At 58.3% G+C, this 16013-nt stretch carries 9 protein-coding genes and 1 pseudogene; 6 read left to right on the forward strand and 4 right to left on the reverse strand.

Annotation, left to right across the window (positions count from 1 at the left end):
- The 6 genes and pseudogenes from bcsQ (at position 1) to HC231_RS22935 (ending at position 12098) form a co-directional block, all read left to right on the forward strand.
- Positions 1–738, forward strand: a complete 738-nt coding sequence (bcsQ, locus tag HC231_RS22910) for a cellulose biosynthesis protein BcsQ (protein WP_208228959.1) — start codon at positions 1–3, stop codon at positions 736–738.
- Entirely contained in the window at positions 735–3356 is a 2622-nt protein-coding gene (gene bcsA, locus HC231_RS22915) for a UDP-forming cellulose synthase catalytic subunit (protein ID WP_208228961.1), read from the forward strand. The genes bcsQ and bcsA overlap by 4 nt, the downstream gene beginning before the upstream one ends.
- A gap of 53 nt (positions 3357–3409) precedes the next feature.
- A complete protein-coding gene (gene bcsB, locus HC231_RS22920) occupies positions 3410–5698 on the forward strand; it encodes a cellulose biosynthesis cyclic di-GMP-binding regulatory protein BcsB (RefSeq protein WP_425490488.1) in 2289 nt (762 codons plus the stop codon).
- Positions 5699–5739: 41 nt separating this feature from the next.
- Positions 5740–9200: pseudogene (gene bcsC / locus HC231_RS22925) on the forward strand (cellulose synthase complex outer membrane protein BcsC).
- Between the two features lie 176 nt (positions 9201–9376).
- Positions 9377–9811 carry a type II toxin-antitoxin system HicB family antitoxin gene (locus HC231_RS22930; RefSeq protein ID WP_208228963.1) on the forward strand — a complete coding sequence of 145 codons (435 nt, stop codon included), beginning with the start codon at positions 9377–9379 and terminating at the stop codon, positions 9809–9811.
- Between the two features lie 355 nt (positions 9812–10166).
- Positions 10167–12098 (forward strand): oxidoreductase, encoded by a 1932-nt coding sequence (locus tag HC231_RS22935; protein WP_208228965.1) that lies wholly within the window; start codon positions 10167–10169, stop codon positions 12096–12098.
- A 65-nt stretch (positions 12099–12163) separates the two neighbouring features.
- On the opposite strand, the gene HC231_RS22940 is transcribed toward HC231_RS22935, so the two are convergent.
- The 4 genes from HC231_RS22940 to HC231_RS22955 are packed head-to-tail and all read right to left on the reverse strand — an operon-like array spanning position 12164 to position 15996.
- Complete coding sequence (locus HC231_RS22940) at positions 12164–13105, reverse strand: ABC transporter ATP-binding protein (RefSeq protein WP_208228967.1); 942 nt, start codon at positions 13103–13105, stop codon at positions 12164–12166.
- Positions 13098–14084, reverse strand: a complete 987-nt coding sequence (locus HC231_RS22945) for an ABC transporter ATP-binding protein (protein WP_208228968.1) — start codon at positions 14082–14084, stop codon at positions 13098–13100. The genes HC231_RS22940 and HC231_RS22945 overlap by 8 nt, the downstream gene beginning before the upstream one ends.
- Entirely contained in the window at positions 14084–14977 is an 894-nt protein-coding gene (ddpC, locus tag HC231_RS22950; protein ID WP_208231493.1) for a D,D-dipeptide ABC transporter permease, read from the reverse strand. The genes HC231_RS22945 and ddpC overlap by 1 nt, the downstream gene beginning before the upstream one ends.
- A complete protein-coding gene (locus tag HC231_RS22955; protein ID WP_208228970.1) occupies positions 14974–15996 on the reverse strand; it encodes an ABC transporter permease in 1023 nt (340 codons plus the stop codon). The genes ddpC and HC231_RS22955 overlap by 4 nt, the downstream gene beginning before the upstream one ends.
- Positions 15997–16013 lie beyond the last annotated feature (17 nt).

Below are 16013 nucleotides of genomic sequence, written 5' to 3' on the forward strand. Positions count from 1 at the left end.
ATGCCGGTAATCGTATTACAAGGCGTGCGGGGCGGCGTAGGAACAACGTCCGTCGCCGCGGGGCTGGCGTGGGCGTTGCAGCTATTGGGCGAAACCGTGCTTGCCATTGATTTCTCGTCGGATAATTTATTGCGCCTCCATTTTAATACGCCCATCGCGCAATCATCCGGCTGGGCGCGAGCGCAAGCGGATGGCGCGCCTTGGCGGCAAAGCGCGATGCAATATGTGCCCAGGCTTGATTTTCTGCCGTTCGGCCAGCTCAATCAGATCGAAATTACGGCGCTGCAACAGCATTGTATTCACGCCCCTGCCTTCTGGCGGGACAACCTGGCGCAGATCAACGCGCAGGGCAGGCACCGATGGATCCTGATTGACGCCCCGGCGGATAACAGCCCGCTGGCCCGCCAGGCGCTGGCCGCGGCTGACGCCGTTTTGCTGCTTCTCACGCCCGATGCGAACTGTCACTTGCGGTTACACCAGCAGGAATTGCCGGCTAAGCGCCATTTTCTGATCAACCAGTTTACCCCCACCAGCGTGTTGCAGCAGGATCTGCATCAGCTATGGCTGCATACGCTGCCACACTTGCTGCCGCTGGTTATTCACCGCGACGAGGCGCTGGCGGAATCGCTGGCGGCGAAGCAACCTCTGGGAGAATACAGCTCGCTAAGCGTTGCGGCGGAAGAGATCGTTACGCTGGCGAACTGGTGTCTGATTCATCTGACGAAAGAGGCGGTATGAAACAGATACTACGCGTTTTTCTCGCGCCTTCGGCCTATCAGGCGGCGCGGAAACGCTATGCCGGCTATCGCGGACAGGGCGCTTGCGCCGTTGCCGCTTTCCTGACGACGCTTCTGACGATACTTGGCTGGACGTTTCTGACGTTGGAATCCGATAGCTGGAAACAAATTCGGCAGGCTCACGGCTATTGGTTCCCGCATATATCGTCCCGAAGCCCTCGCCCCGCCGATCTGCTTCGCTATCTTACGCAGGGGATATGGCTGCTGATCGTCAAGAACGGCCCAATAACGGCGCCCGGCAAAAACCGTTTTTCCGGATGGTCCGGCCGGCTGCCGCGTTATATCAATGGGTTGCAAGGTTTTTCCCGGCATATTCCGCGCGCGGATACGAAAACAGAGCGCGACGCGAACGCCCCTCGTGCGGCAAAGGGGCTACGGAAACTGTTGTTTGCCGTAATCAGTCTGTTATGCGCCGCCCTGGCCTTACTGTGCATCACCCAACCGTTTGACCTTTTATCACAGTTTATTTTTATGCTGCTGCTTTGGGGCATTGCGCTGCTGGTGCGCCGCATTCCGGGGCGCATGCCGACGCTGATGATGATCGCGCTCTCCTTAACCATTTCCTGTCGTTATATATGGTGGCGTTATACCACGACGCTCAATTGGGACGATCCGTTGAGCCTGCTCTGCGGCGTACTGCTGCTGGCGGCGGAAACCTATGCCTGGGTCGTGCTGGTGCTGGGCTATTTTCAGACCATCTGGCCGCTTAACCGCGCCCCGGTATCCTTACCGTCGGAGAGCGAAAAATGGCCGACGGTGGATCTGTTGGTGCCGACCTATAACGAGCCGCTGGAAATCGTAAAACCAACGGTTTACGCCGCGCTGGGGATGGATTGGCCGCAGGATAAGCTCAATATCTATATCCTTGATGACGGCGGCCGCCCCGAGTTCAGCGCTTTCGCCGCACAGGTCGGGATACACTACATCGCCCGCACGACTCATGAACACGCGAAGGCCGGCAATATCAACCACGCGCTGAAACAGGCCCGAGGCGAGTTTGTCGCCATTTTCGATTGCGACCATGTGCCCACCCGTTCATTTCTGCAATTAACCATGGGATGGTTCCTTAAAGATAAAAAGCTGGCGATGTTACAAACGCCTCACCACTTTTTCTCGCCCGATCCCTTCGAGCGCAATCTTGGCCGTTTCCGCCGCACCCCCAATGAAGGCACGCTGTTCTACGGTTTGGTGCAGGATGGTAATGATATGTGGGATGCCGCCTTTTTCTGCGGCTCATGCGCCATTCTGCGCCGTAAAGCCCTGGATGAAATCGGCGGCATCGCAACCGATACCGTCACCGAAGACGCCCATACGTCATTACGGCTTCATCGGCTCAACTACACCTCCGCTTATATCCGTATCCCGCAGGCCGCCGGGCTGGCGACAGAGAGCCTGTCGGCGCACATCGGGCAACGTATCCGCTGGGCCAGGGGGATGGCGCAGATCTTCCGGCTGGATAACCCGCTGTTGGGGAAAGGTTTGAAACTGGGACAACGGCTATGTTACGCCAACGCCATGCTGCATTTTTTGTCAGGCATTCCCCGGCTGATCTTCCTTACCGCGCCGTTGGCCTTCCTGCTGCTGCACGCCTATATAATTTTCGCCCCGGCGCAGGCCATCGCTCTGTACGTTTTCCCGCATATGGTTCACGCCAGCCTGACGAATTCCCGTATTCAGGGGCGTTACCGTCACTCTTTCTGGAGTGAAATCTATGAAACCGTGCTGGCGTGGTACATCGCCAGACCCACTACCGTGGCGTTGTTCAACCCGCATAAAGGCAAATTTAACGTTACCGCCAAAGGGGGGCTGATAGAGGAGCAGCACGTCGACTGGATAATCACCCAGCCTTACCTGCTGCTGGTGCTGCTGAACATCGCCGGGCTGATAGCCGGAATATGGCGTCTGTGTTATGGCGCGCCCGAAGAAATGATGACCGTTATCATCAGCCTGCTGTGGGTTGTCTACAACATGACGATTCTCGGCGGAGCCGTAGCGGTTGCCATAGAGACGAAACAGGTGCGCCAATCGCACCGGGTGGCGATGGCGATGCCTGCCGCGGTTCTCTGTGCCGACGGCCACCTTTTCCCCTGTGTGATGAACGACTATTCCGACGGCGGCGTGGGCATAGAAATGCGGGAACCCGGACGGCTGCGGGAAGGCGACGACATTTCCCTGTTATTGCATCGCGGCCGGCAGGAGTTCGCCTTCCCTTTTAAAATCGCCAGAATCCTCGGCAATAAAATCGGCCTGCGAATGATGGGATTAACCACCAGGCAACATATTGATTTTATTCAATGCACCTTCGCACGAGCAGATACCTGGGCGTTATGGCAGGACGGCGTCCCCGAAGACCGGCCGATCGAAAGCCTGCGTGACGTACTGACGCTGGGCTTCCGTGGCTACTTACGTATGACGGATTACGCTCCCCCGGTTATACGCAGCGTCTTCGTCGCTTTCACCACCTTGATTGCCTGGGCGCTGTCGTTCACTCCGCGTTACGTCGGGAAACAGCCCGACGAAACGCCGCCAGACTTATACACGCCCCCCGCAAGGCTGTAACTCTCACTCTCCCTCTCGCTGCCGCGAGATAGGCTTTTAATATCGATGATGACATGATGACGAAAAAAACAACCTGGTTTACCGCCTTTGCTTTAGGCATCAGTTCGTTGTCTCAGGCCGCCGTTACGCCGACCACTGAGACGGATCTCCAGCCCGCCGTGAGCACTTCCATAGCGCAGGAGATACCACAAGAAAACCATGAGCCCATACGCAGCGTGAAGCTGTCGTTCGCGCAGATTGCGCCCTCGCCGGGCTCTATTTCCCTACGCGGCACCAGTCCGTATGGGCAGATCGAATTCGGCGTACGCGGCGATGAAGTGGTCACGCAGGCGGCGCTCGATCTGGAATTCACCCCATCCCCGTCGCTGACGCCCGTGGAATCTCACCTCAAGGTTTATCTGAATGACGAACTGATGGGGGTCGCCGCCATCACCCAGGATCGGTTGGGGAAACCCAGCCATATTCTGATGCCGCTCGACCCTCGCTATATCAGCGACTTTAACCGGGTACAGCTGGAATTTATCGGCCATTATTCAAACATTTGCGAAAGCCCGGCCAGCACATCCCTATGGCTGGACATCAGCAAATCGAGTTCGCTTAACCTGCAATTCCAGGCATTGCCTCTGAAAAACGAGCTATCTCCCTTCCCGGCGCCTTTTTTTGATAACCGGGACAACCGGCCGCTGACGCTGCCGATGGTATTCGCCCAGCGGCCGGATCTGACGCAGCAGCGGGCGGCGGCGATCCTGGCATCCTGGTTCGGCAGCAAAGCCCAATGGCGCGGGCAATCATTCCCGGCGCTGTTTAACCAGTTGCCGGATCGGCACGCCATCGTGTTCGTCACCAACCAGCAACGCCCGGACTTCCTGCATGATATGCCGCCGGTCAATGCCCCGACCGTTTCCATCATCAACCATCCCGACAATCCGTATACCAAATTGCTGCTGGTACAAGGCCGGGATGACAACGATCTGATCACCGCCGTGCAAGGCATGGTGCAAGGCAACATTCTGTTCCGCGGGCAAAGCGTCACGGTGGATAAGGTTGAGCAACTGGCGCCGCGGCAGCCTTACGATGCGCCGAACTGGGTACGAACCAACCGTCCGATGACCTTTTCCGAACTCCAGCAATATGAAGGACAGCTGCAAACCAGCGGCACGGTGCCCTACCCGATTGCGCTGAACCTGAACCTGCCGCCCGACCTGTTCCTGATCCGCAGTCAGGGCATCGATATGAAGCTGAAATATCGTTATACCGCGCCGCAGCTCAAAGACGGCTCCCGCTTGAGCGTGCACCTGAATAATCAGTTTGTTCAGGCGTTCTCCCTGGTGCCGGAGCACGATCAGGATTCATTGCTGCTGCGTTTGCCGTTGACGCAGGGGTTGTGGGATTCGGATAAAAACCTGAGGATCCCGGCGTTAAAGCTGGGAACCATCAATCAACTGCGTTTCGATTTCACCTACACGACGCTCCTTGCCAGCGGCGCGGCCGGACGATGCGAAACCTATACCCCCGTCGTCAACCATGCAATGATTGACGGCAGTTCGACAATCGACTTCTCCGGTTACCGTCACTTTATGTCCATGCCGGATCTGCGCGCCTTTGTTACCGCGGGTTACCCTTTCAGCCGGCTGGCCGATTTATCGCAAACGCTGGTGCTCATCAACAAACAACCCACCCCCTCGCAGGTCAGTACGTTACTTAATGCGTTGGGAAGTATCGGCGCACGCACCGGTTACCCGGCATTGGCCATGCAACTGAGCGATGACTGGGTCCAGGCCGGCCGGCAGGATCTTGATATTTTGCTGATCGGCTCCATCCCTCCCGAACTGCGTGATGATGAAAAAATCAATCTGCTGGTGAATACGGCACAAAGCTGGGTAAAACAACCGACCCGCCAGGTCGCGGCAGCGGATACGGACGCGGCGGCCGACGACATCATACCGGACACGAAAACGACCATCGGTTCTGACGCGCCGATGTCCGCCATTATCGGCATTCAGTCTCCCTATCACGATCAGCGCAGTATCGTCGCGCTGCTGGCGGACAGCCCGCAGGGCTATGCGCTGTTGAATAATGCGTTGAGCGACGACGGCAAACGCGCCGCGCTGTTCGGCTCGGCGGCGGTTATCCGCGACTCCGGCGTCAATAGCCTGCTGGTAGGCGACGTCTATTACGTCGGCCATCTGCCCTGGTGGGAGCGACTCTGGCATACGCTGGCGACGCACCCGGTATGGCTGGCGCTCATTTCCACGCTGACCGTGGTCATCATCGCCTGGCTGTTATGGCGCGCGCTGAAGATAATCAGCCGCCGCCGTCTGTCGCCTGCTGAAAAAGATTAAACCTCATGAGGATGCTGAAAAAACTAATCTCCAGACCAGCGATGGCGCTGCTGCCTTTGTATCTGGCCGTCATCCCGCTGGCGCAGAGCGCGGAGGCGGTTTCGCCGCAGCAGTTTCTGATAGAACAGATACATCTGGGGGAAGCGCGTTACAAAGACGATCTGGTGCGCCAGTCGCTCAACCGGTTGGCGCTGATCGACCCGAATAATCCTGAGATTATGATGGCGCGAATGCGCCTGGCGCTGCGTCAGGGCGATCAAGCGCAGGCCCGTCAACAGTTGGAAAAACTGCGGGCGATCGCGCCGGACTCTGAGATTTATCGTCAGGCGGAGATGAATCTGGCGCTGACGCAGCAAGACGTCCGGCAAAAGCTGCAGCAGGCCCGTCTGCTATCAGGCGCGGGCCGCTACGCCGAAGCCAAGGCCCGGTACGATGAACTGTTTCACGGCGAACCGCCCACGATAGAACTGGCCGTTGAATACTGGCGTCTGGCGGCGCGCTTGCCCGACCAGGAGCCGATAGCCATTAAACAGTTGGAAGCGCTGGATCGGCGTTATCCCGGCAACGTGCAGCTACGCGTCGCGCTGGCCCGCCTGTTATTCAGTCAACACCATAACGAGCAGGCTTACGACATATTGCGGCAACTCGCGTCGGACCCCGCCGGCGCTGGCTCGGCGGGCTCGCTGTGGCTGGAAATCGTCGGCAGAATGGACGTTACGCCGCAGAGCGTCGACGCCTTGCAGCGTTTTATGACGGTGTTCGGCGAGAGCAATCAGGCTGAAACCGGCCGTAGAATGCTGAAAAAACAGCAGGCCATGCTGGCCGATCCGGCCTATCAGGCCCGCCTCGACGGCCTGGAGAAAATCAGCAGAGGCGATAGCGGCGCCGCCGTTATCAGCCAACTGACCAAAGCGCTGGCCGCATCGCCCAACGACTCTGAATTGATCGGCGCCATCGGCGTAGCCTATTTGCGCGCCGGTAATCGGGAAAAAGCGCTGACCCAGTTTCAACTGGCGTTACAGGCCGATATCAACCACCTTAACGCGGGAAAATGGGAAACGCTGATCAAAAGCACGCGTTACTGGCTGACGATAAAAGAGGGCGACGACGCGCTGCAGGCCAATAACCTGATGCTGGCGCAACTAAAATATAATCAGGCCCGGCGGCTGGATAATACCGATGCTTACGCGCTTATCGGTCTGGGCGACGTGGCCGTCGCCGCTCAAAATGACGCCGCCGCCGAAGTCGCTTATCAGCAGTCGCTGCATCTCGCGCCCGGCAACGGCAGCGCGTTGCGCAGGCTGGTAAACCTCCATCTGCGCCGGTCGCCGGAAAGCGCGCTGGCCTATATCAACGGACTGCCGCGCGCCCAGCAAGATACGCTGCGCGATACGCTCAACGGCCTGCGGCGAGATATTATGAAACAGCAGGCGGACCAGCTTTTCGAACAGCGGCAATGGGCGCAGGCCGCCGACAAATATCGTCAAGCGCGGCAATGGGATCCCGACGATATCTGGATGGCTTACCGCTATGCGCAAACGTTGCGAAATCTGGGGCAATTCGAGCAGGCTGACGGCATGTTGCAGAACGCGGCCGCTCGGCCCCCCGCCAGCGCCGAGAAAAACTTTGCCTACGCGCTGTATCTCTCCGCTACCGATCGAAACGCGCAGGCGCTGGCGCAGCTCAATACGCTGCCCGCCGAACAGTGGAACGGCAACATGCACGAACTGTCGCAGCGCCTGACGCTGCAAACCGCGTTGGAGCGCGCCCGGTCGATGCGCGATGCGGGCGACGAGCCCGGCGCGATAGCCTACCTGAACCGGCAGCCCGCCAACCCGCAAATCGATCTTGAGCTGGGGGACTGGGCGTTGGCACGTGGCGAATACGACGCAGCGCTGGCGGCTTATCAACAGGTCATCGCGCGTGAACCACAAAACCCCGACGCGCGACTGGGCGAGGTTGAAGCCTTTATCGCGCAGGGAAGGCTGGACGAAGCCCGCCAGCGCCTGCAGCAGCCCGCCGGGCAAACCGATAACACGCTCAACAGCCGGCGCCGGGTCGCCAACGCCTGGCAGGCAGTCGGCAACACCGAACAGGCGGCGGCGCTTTTTCAACGGCTGCGCATCGACGCGCAAAAAGACTCGCCGGAACCAGACCAGGCGCTGGTTTACCGCGATGCCGCCCGCTTTGAACGGCGGCGGTTACAGCCGGAACAGGCGCAACAGGATTATCGCCGGGCGATGGTCGCCGGCGGCATCACGCCGGTGGTGCCGCAGGATAACGCCGCCTACACCAGGCTAACGCGTAGTGACCCCAGCGATGACTGGCTAAAACGCAGCGTTCGCGCCGACGCCGCCGACCTGTATCGCCAGCAGGATATTAACGTCACGCTCGGCCACGATTACTGGCGTTCCAGCGGCACCGGCGGCATATCCAACCTGAAAGCGCATGACACTATGCTGCAGGCGGACATGCCCTGGTATGACGGACGGGCGTTTCTGCGCACCGATACCATCCGCATGAATGCGGGCTCGTTCGCGCTAAACAAACACGGTTTCAACGATGCCGGATTCGGCACCTGCGCGGATCTGCAATGCGCCAAAGGGAAAAAACAGAAAACCACCGGCACCAGCATCGCCGCGGGCTGGAAAAACGATCGCTGGGAAGCGGACATCGGCACCACGCCGATCGGTTTCGAGGTGGTCGATATCGTCGGCGGCATTAGCTACAGCGGTAACTGGAAGAACATCGGTTGGACGACAACCGCCTCGCGCCGCCCTATTTCCAGCTCATTGCTGGCATTCGCCGGCGCCAAAGATCCGGGAACGGGCGTCTCCTGGGGCGGCGTCCGGGCAAACGGCGTCTCCCTGGGGCTAAGCTACGACCGGGGGGCGCAACACGGCGTCTGGAGTAATTTCAGCGCCCATCAAATCACCGGGAAAAACGTTGCCGATAACCTGCGCCTGCGCGCCATGGCGGGATATTACTACAAAGTCGTCAATCAGGACAACCGCCGGGTTACCGTCGGCCTCAACCACCTGTGGATGCATTATCAAAAGGATCTGAGCGGTTATTCGCTCGGCCAGGGCGGATACTACAGCCCGCAGCAATACTACTCCGCCAGCATACCGGTTAATTACCGCCAACGTACCGATAACTGGTCATGGGAAGTGGGTGGTTCGGTTTCCTGGTCGCACTCCTCCACCAAAGACCAGCGGCGTTATCCGCTATCCAGTCTGCCCGCTAACGCCGGCTTGACGGACGGTGACAGGAACTACGTTGAACCGGGCGGCGGCAGCCACGGATTTGGCTATACCGTACAAGCGGTGGTCGAACGCCGGCTTAGCGCGCACTGGACGCTGGGGGCCGGCGTCGATATTCAGAAAGCCAAAGACTACCCCCCAGCCACGGCATGATCTACATACGCTACTCCGCCGCCGGCTGGCACGGCGATCTGGACAGCCCGCCCCAGCCGCTGACCCCGTATGCCGATTTTAGGTAGCGCGTTGACAGAGGGCGGGAGCCAGATCGGCGCAGCCCGGAACGCCTGGCGGTTCATCGTTACGATACGCCCAAGCGAAAACTTCCTCCTCTGTCGCCCTAAAAGATAACAAAAATGTTGTATTACACAACTTTCATGCTATTCTGTTATCGATTTCCATAACGCAAAGGTGTTATATGTTCAATTACCCGGCATTAGTGAGTTTTGATGAAGACTCAGGACAGTATGAAATTCTTTATCGGGATTTCAAAAACTTAACATCCACCGCATTCACAGAAGAAGATATTGTTCTGGAAGCGGCCCGTTGGTTAACGGAAATTATTGGAGAATACATTGATTCAAGAATACCGATTCCGCAGCCGTCAGCGTTGCAGCACGACGAAATACGCATTCACCTTCCCGTACTGGTCAACCTGAAAGCGGCGTTACATAACGCGATGATCCAGACCGGTACGCGAAAAGCGGATTTGGCTCGCAAGCTTAATCAGAAAGGGCCGCAGATAGACCGCCTGTTGGATGTGAATCATGCGTCAAAAATTGAGACATTAGAGCAGGCTTTATATTTACTCGGCTATGAAGTTTCCGTTTCCGTTGCGGAATTAGATGCGTGATTTATTGGATAGGCGTAATAAAAACAGATTACATCGGATAAATTAACTCTTATTTTGATGCATTACCGCATCTTCTATTTCTATTTTTTATATCCTTTATCTTTCGAGTCGCGGGTACGTTAATTGCTTAATTATCCGGTTGCCGCGTTACGAGGCTCATGGATGGGCCGAGTAACAAAGCCAACGTACATGCAAATTGAAGTATGACAAGCATATAATTCAAGATTAAACAGCAACCTATCAAAATAACTTCCATGAGTTGAGTCACAAAATAAAAGACCAATCCCTCGCTATACTAATCGAATACTAAAAATAAATTAAACGGTTTTTAATTAACATTACTGGAGCAAATATCATGTTTAAAACTTTATTTGAGCCGAAGAAAATAAATCAGTGTGTTATTCCCAACCGATTGATTGTTACCGCAATGGTGGCCAACTATTGTCATGCGGACGGCACCGCCTCCGATCGGTATATCGCCTACCACGAGGAGAAGGCGAAAGGCGGTTGGGGATTAATTATCACCGAAGACTATGCGGTCAACGAACATGCGATGGGATATCAATACATTGCCGGCTTATGGCACGACGATCAAATCGCGAGCCACCAAAAATTAACGGATACCGTGCACCGCTATGAAAGCAAAATTTTCGCCCAAATCTATCATGCCGGCCGGCAGAGCTGCCGCGCCGTCAACGGCGGCATGCAGCCGGTCGCGCCTTCCGCCATTCCCTGTCCGTGGCTAAGAGAGATGCCGCGCGAACTGTCGGCGGCGGAGATCCGGCAACTGGTCAAGGATTTCGGCCAGAGCGCGCGGCGGGTCAGGCAGGCGGGTTTTGACGGCGTCGAAATTCATGCGGCTCACGGCTATCTGATCGCCGAGTTCCTCTCTCCCTATGCCAATAAACGCGTCGATAAGTACGGCGGCTGCCTGGAAAACCGGGTGCGGTTTTTAAAAGAAATCTATCAGGAAGTCCGGCATCAGGTCGGCCCGGATTTCCCGGTGATCGTGCGCTTTTCCGCCGACGAGGGCTTCATCGGCGGCCGCGATATTTCCGAAGCGCGGGTACTGGCGCAGCTATTTGAAGAATGGGGGCTAGATGCGCTGGACGTGTCCGTCGGCGCCTACGGCGATCACAATAAATACGGCACCGTTTCCCCCATGTACGTCGGCCATGCCTGGACGGCGCCGCTGGCGGAAGAGATAAAAAAACTGGTGAACATCCCGGTGATTACCGCTAACCGCATCAACGATCCACGAATGGCGGATACCCTGCTGACGATGGGGAAAGCCGACTTTGTCGGCATGGGCCGAGGTTCGCTGGCCGATCCGCATTTGCCCCGCAAGGCAAAAGCCGGCGCGCTGACGTCGATTCGCTACTGCATCGGATGCATGCAGGGCTGCACCGGCAGCCTGTATCTGGGGGAACCGCTGAAATGTCTGGTCAACCCGTCGCTGGGAAGAGAGGGCGAGCTGGACTACAGCCAAACCGCGACGCCCAAAAACGTGTTTATCGCCGGCGGCGGGCCGGGCGGCATGGAGGCGGCAAGAGCCGCCGCGATGCGCGGGCACCGCGTAACGCTGTTTGAAAAGCGCGGCCGGCCAGGCGGACAATTTCTTTCCGCGGCCTATCCTCCCGGTAAAGGCGAACTGGCGACCTATACCGCATGGATGATTGAGGAGCTGGAAAAGCTGAACGTAACGATAAAATGCAATACCGAGCTGACCCAAGAGATAATCCGGCAGGAGAAACCCGACGCCGTGATTGTGGCGACCGGCGGCAAACCGGCTATTCCGCCGATTAAAGGCGTCAATCTGCCCCACGTTGTTTTAGCGGAGGATGTGTTATTAGGCAACGTGACCACCGGAAATAACATTGTTATCGCCGGCGGCGGCGAAGTGGGCGGTGAAACGGCGGCGCACCTCGCCATGCAGCAAAAGAACGTCGCCATTATTGAAATGCGCGATACCCTCCTGCTGGAGCTGGACGGCGTGAGTAAATTACACGTCTTAAAGCTGCTCGATGAATTCAACGTTAAGCAATATCTGAATACCACGGTCGCCGAAATCACCGAGCGGCACGTGGTGGTTGAAAATCAGCAAGGACGCATGAATATTGCGGCGGACACCGTGGTGCTGGCGCTGGGTTATATTCCCGTTAACCAACTGGCGAAACAGCTGGATGAAGGCGGCGAAAGTGTTGCGGTAATCGGCGGTGCGGTGAAAACCAGCAACGCGCTGGTGGCTATCCGTGAAGGGTTTGACGCCGGTATGGCGGTGGTTTAACGCCGCACGTTAAAATCCCGGCAATCATAACGGGGCGAATGACCGTTCGCCCCGTCGCCGCCATTTTAGCCGGCGCGCCAGCAGCGAACCTCAACGCCCTGCGCCGTTGGCGACATCGGCTGCCGTTGCTCGCATCCGGCGGTCGCCTGCGGGCAGCGCTCGCGGAAAAAACAGCCCTGCGGCAACACGCGGTTGCCCGGCAGTTCGCCTTTCCGGTCCTCTACCTCGCCATCCAGCGAACGATCCACGCGCGGCACCGAATCAAGCAGCAGTTTGGTGTAAGGGTGTTTGGGCGCGGTCAGTACCTGCTGCGCCGCGCCCAACTCGACAATTTGCCCCAGATACATCACCGCGACGCGGTCGCTCATATGGCGCACCACCGACACATTGTGTGAAATCAGCACGTAGGTCAGCTGGCGCTGCTGTTGCAGTTTCACCAATAGATTGAGGATTTGCGCCTGAACGGAAATATCCAGCGCCGACGTCGGCTCATCCAACACGATAATATCGGGCTGCGACGAGAGCGCGCGGGCAATGGAGATACGCTGGCGTTGGCCGCCGGAAAAAGCGTGAGGGAGCCGATCCAGATATTCCGGGCGAATGCCGACCAGCTCCGCCAGTTGCACCGCTAATTCACGGCGTTCGCGTTCGCTATTGTGTTTCTGTAACCAGACCGGCTCGGTAATAATGCGCCAGACCGGTAAACGCGGATCCAGCGATGAAAGCGGATCCTGAAACACCATCTGCATGCCGCTGCCCAGCCATGAGGTCGGGGTGCGGGCGCGAACGCACTCTCCCGCCGCGGGTTTTAGCATCCCCATCAGTAACTGGGCCAGCGTGCTTTTACCGCAGCCGGACTCCCCCACGATACCCAGCGTTTCGCCACGGGCGATTTGCAAATCCAGGCCATTTAACGCGTGCACCTGTTCCGTGACTTTCCCCCGCCAGTTTTTGCGGGCGGGGAAATTGACATGCACGTCCTGTAGTTCAAGCAAAATATCAGACATGTTCTGCCTCCAGTTGCGGATGCCAGCAGGCGGCGTGTTGTTCACCGGCCCCGCAGGGCGTCAGCGCGGGCTGCCGCCGGCAATGCTCGTCGGCGGCGAAACAGCGCTCGCGGAAAGCGCAGCCGACCGGCAGCGACGCCAGATTGGGCACGGTGCCGGGAATCGCGGGCAGCGGCGCGCGCGGCTCCGCTTCTTCCGGCGCGCAGCGCAGCAGGCCGATGGAGTAAGGATGGACGGGATGGGCTATCACATCCCGCGTGGCGCCGTTTTCAATCACCGTTCCGGCGTACATCACATACAGACGGTCGCAAAGCTGAGACACCACCGCCATATCGTGGCTGATAAACAGCACCGACGTACCGCTGGCGCGCGCTTTGCGTTGCAGCAGGCGCAACACCTGCCGCTGCACGGTGACATCCAGCGCCGTGGTCGGCTCATCGGCGATAATCAGCGCCGGATCGCAGGAGAAAGCCAGCGCGATCACCACCCGCTGACGCATACCGCCAGACAGTTCAAAGGGGTAGCGATCCATCACCCTGGCGGCGTCGGAAATCTGCATTTCATTCAGTAGGCCGATGGCTTTCTCAATGGCCGCCTTGCGGGAGATCGGCTGATGCTGGCGGATCACGTCGGTCATCTGCTGCCCGATGCGCCGCGTGGGATTGAGCGCCGTCATCGGCTCCTGAAAGATCATCGCCACTTTCGCCCCGCGCAGTTGCCGCATCTGTTTTTCGCTGGCGTTCAGCACATCCTGACCCAGCACGGTAAGGCTGCCGCCGTTGATGCGATAGCTGCCGGGAGTCAACAGACGCATGGCCAGCATGGCGGTCACCGACTTGCCGGAACCGGACTCCCCCACCACCCCGACAATTTCGCCGCGTTTCACATGCAGCGAAACCTGATTGAGCGCGCTGACCTCGCCGTTATAGATGGGGAAGCTCAGTTGTAAATTATCGATATTCAGAACGTCGTCATGCATTAGTGTCGCCCTCCGCTTTTCGGGTCGAGCAGGTCACGCAGCCCATCGCCAAACAGGTTGAATCCGACCGCGGTAATCAAAATCGCCAGACCGGGGAACGTGCAGTACCACCACTGGTCGAGCACATAGTTACGGCCGTTGGCCACCATCGCGCCCCACTCCGCCGTCGGCTGCTGCGCGCCCAGGCCGATAAATCCCAACGTGGCGGCCATCAGTATGGCGGTGCCGATATCCAGCGACGCCTGCACAATCAGCGGCGGCAGCGCGTTGCGCAGAACATGCCAGCTAATCAGATGCCAGCGTGTGGCGCCAAAAATTCTTGCCGCATGAACATAGGCCAACTGGCGCACCACCAGGGTTTGTCCGCGCGCCAGGCGAACGTAAAAGGGAATACGCACGATGGCGATCGCCAGCATGGCGTTAAACAGGCTCGGCCCCAGCGCCGCCGCCAGCGCCATGGTCAAAACCAGCGAAGGGATCGACAGCATGATATCCATGATGCGCATAATCAGCGCATCGGCCCAGCCGCCCAGCACGCCGGAAAAGCAGCCCAGCAGCGAACCGATAATGCCGGAGAACAGCACCACCGCCAGGCCGGCGGCCACCGACTGCTGGCTGCCGATCAGTACGCGGCTAAACAGATCGCGCCCCACTTCATCGGTGCCGAACCAGTGCTGCGCCGAGGGCGGTTGCAGCCGGGCCGCCAGGTCGATGGCGTTGGGATCGAGCGGCGTTAGCCACGGCGAGAAGATCATCATCAGCAGCATAAACAGCATAATGACGCCGCCTATCAGCGTCAGCGGGCTGCTTTTCAACAGCCAGAAGCGTTTGCCCCAGCGCTGTCGCCGTTCGCTTTTACGCGGCGCGGCGATAGTTTCGTTGATGGACATTATTGCGCCCCTCCACGTCCAATGCGGGGATCGATCCATAAATAGAGCAGATCCACCACCAAATTAACCACCACATACGCCAGTGAAACCACCACCGCGAAACCCATAACCGCGGGGAAATCCAGCGCCTGAATCGACGACACCACATAAGCGCCCATGCCGGGCCAGGAAAAAACGGTTTCCGTCAGCACCGCGCCATACAGCAGGTCGCCCAGAGCCAGCCCCAGCACGGTAACGGATGGGATCAGCGCATTGGGCAACGCATAGCCAAGGATGACGCGCCAGGCGGGCAGGCCGCTGGCGCGCGCGGTGCGAATATAATCCTCGCTGAGTTGCTCCAGCATGGCGGAGCGAATTTGGCGCGCCACAATGCCTAAATGCACGAACGCCAGCGTCAGCGCGGGCAAAATCAAATGTTGCAGGCTGTTCCAGAGCGCTTCCCAGTCCCCCGACAGCAGTGAATCGATGGTATAAAAGCCGGTAACATGCGGCGGCGGGTCGAGCCAGTCATCCAGGCGTCCGCCGCCGGGCAGCAGATTAAGATGTCCGTAAAACAGCACGATGACGCCCAGCCCCAGCCAGAACGCAGGGGTGGAGATACCGGTGATCGCCAGTAAACGCACCAGATGATCGAGCCAGCGGTTGCGGTACACCGCCGACAATACGCCAAGCGGCACGCCCAGCATCAACGCCAGCAGCAGGGCGAAAAAGGCCAGCTCCAGCGTGGCGGGGAAAAAGGTGCGCAAATCGTCCAGCACCAGTCGGCCGGTGCGAATAGACGTTCCCAGATTGCCATGCAGTAAATCGCCGACGTAGCGATAAAACTGGACATACAGCGGCTGATCCAACCCCAGTTGCTGGCGGATATGCCGCACGATCTCGTCGCTGGCGCGATCGCCCGCCAGCAGTCTCGCCGGATCGCCGGGGATCAGGTGGGAGATAATAAAGGTAATGACGCAAACCCCCGCCACCACCAGTATTAGCCCCCAACAGCGCTGCCGTAAAATGCTCCAGAAGGTCATGTTAAAGCCCCCAGTTA

The sequence above is a fragment of the Brenneria izadpanahii genome (assembly GCF_017569925.1).
In the GTDB taxonomy this organism is placed as follows: domain Bacteria; phylum Pseudomonadota; class Gammaproteobacteria; order Enterobacterales; family Enterobacteriaceae; genus Brenneria; species Brenneria izadpanahii.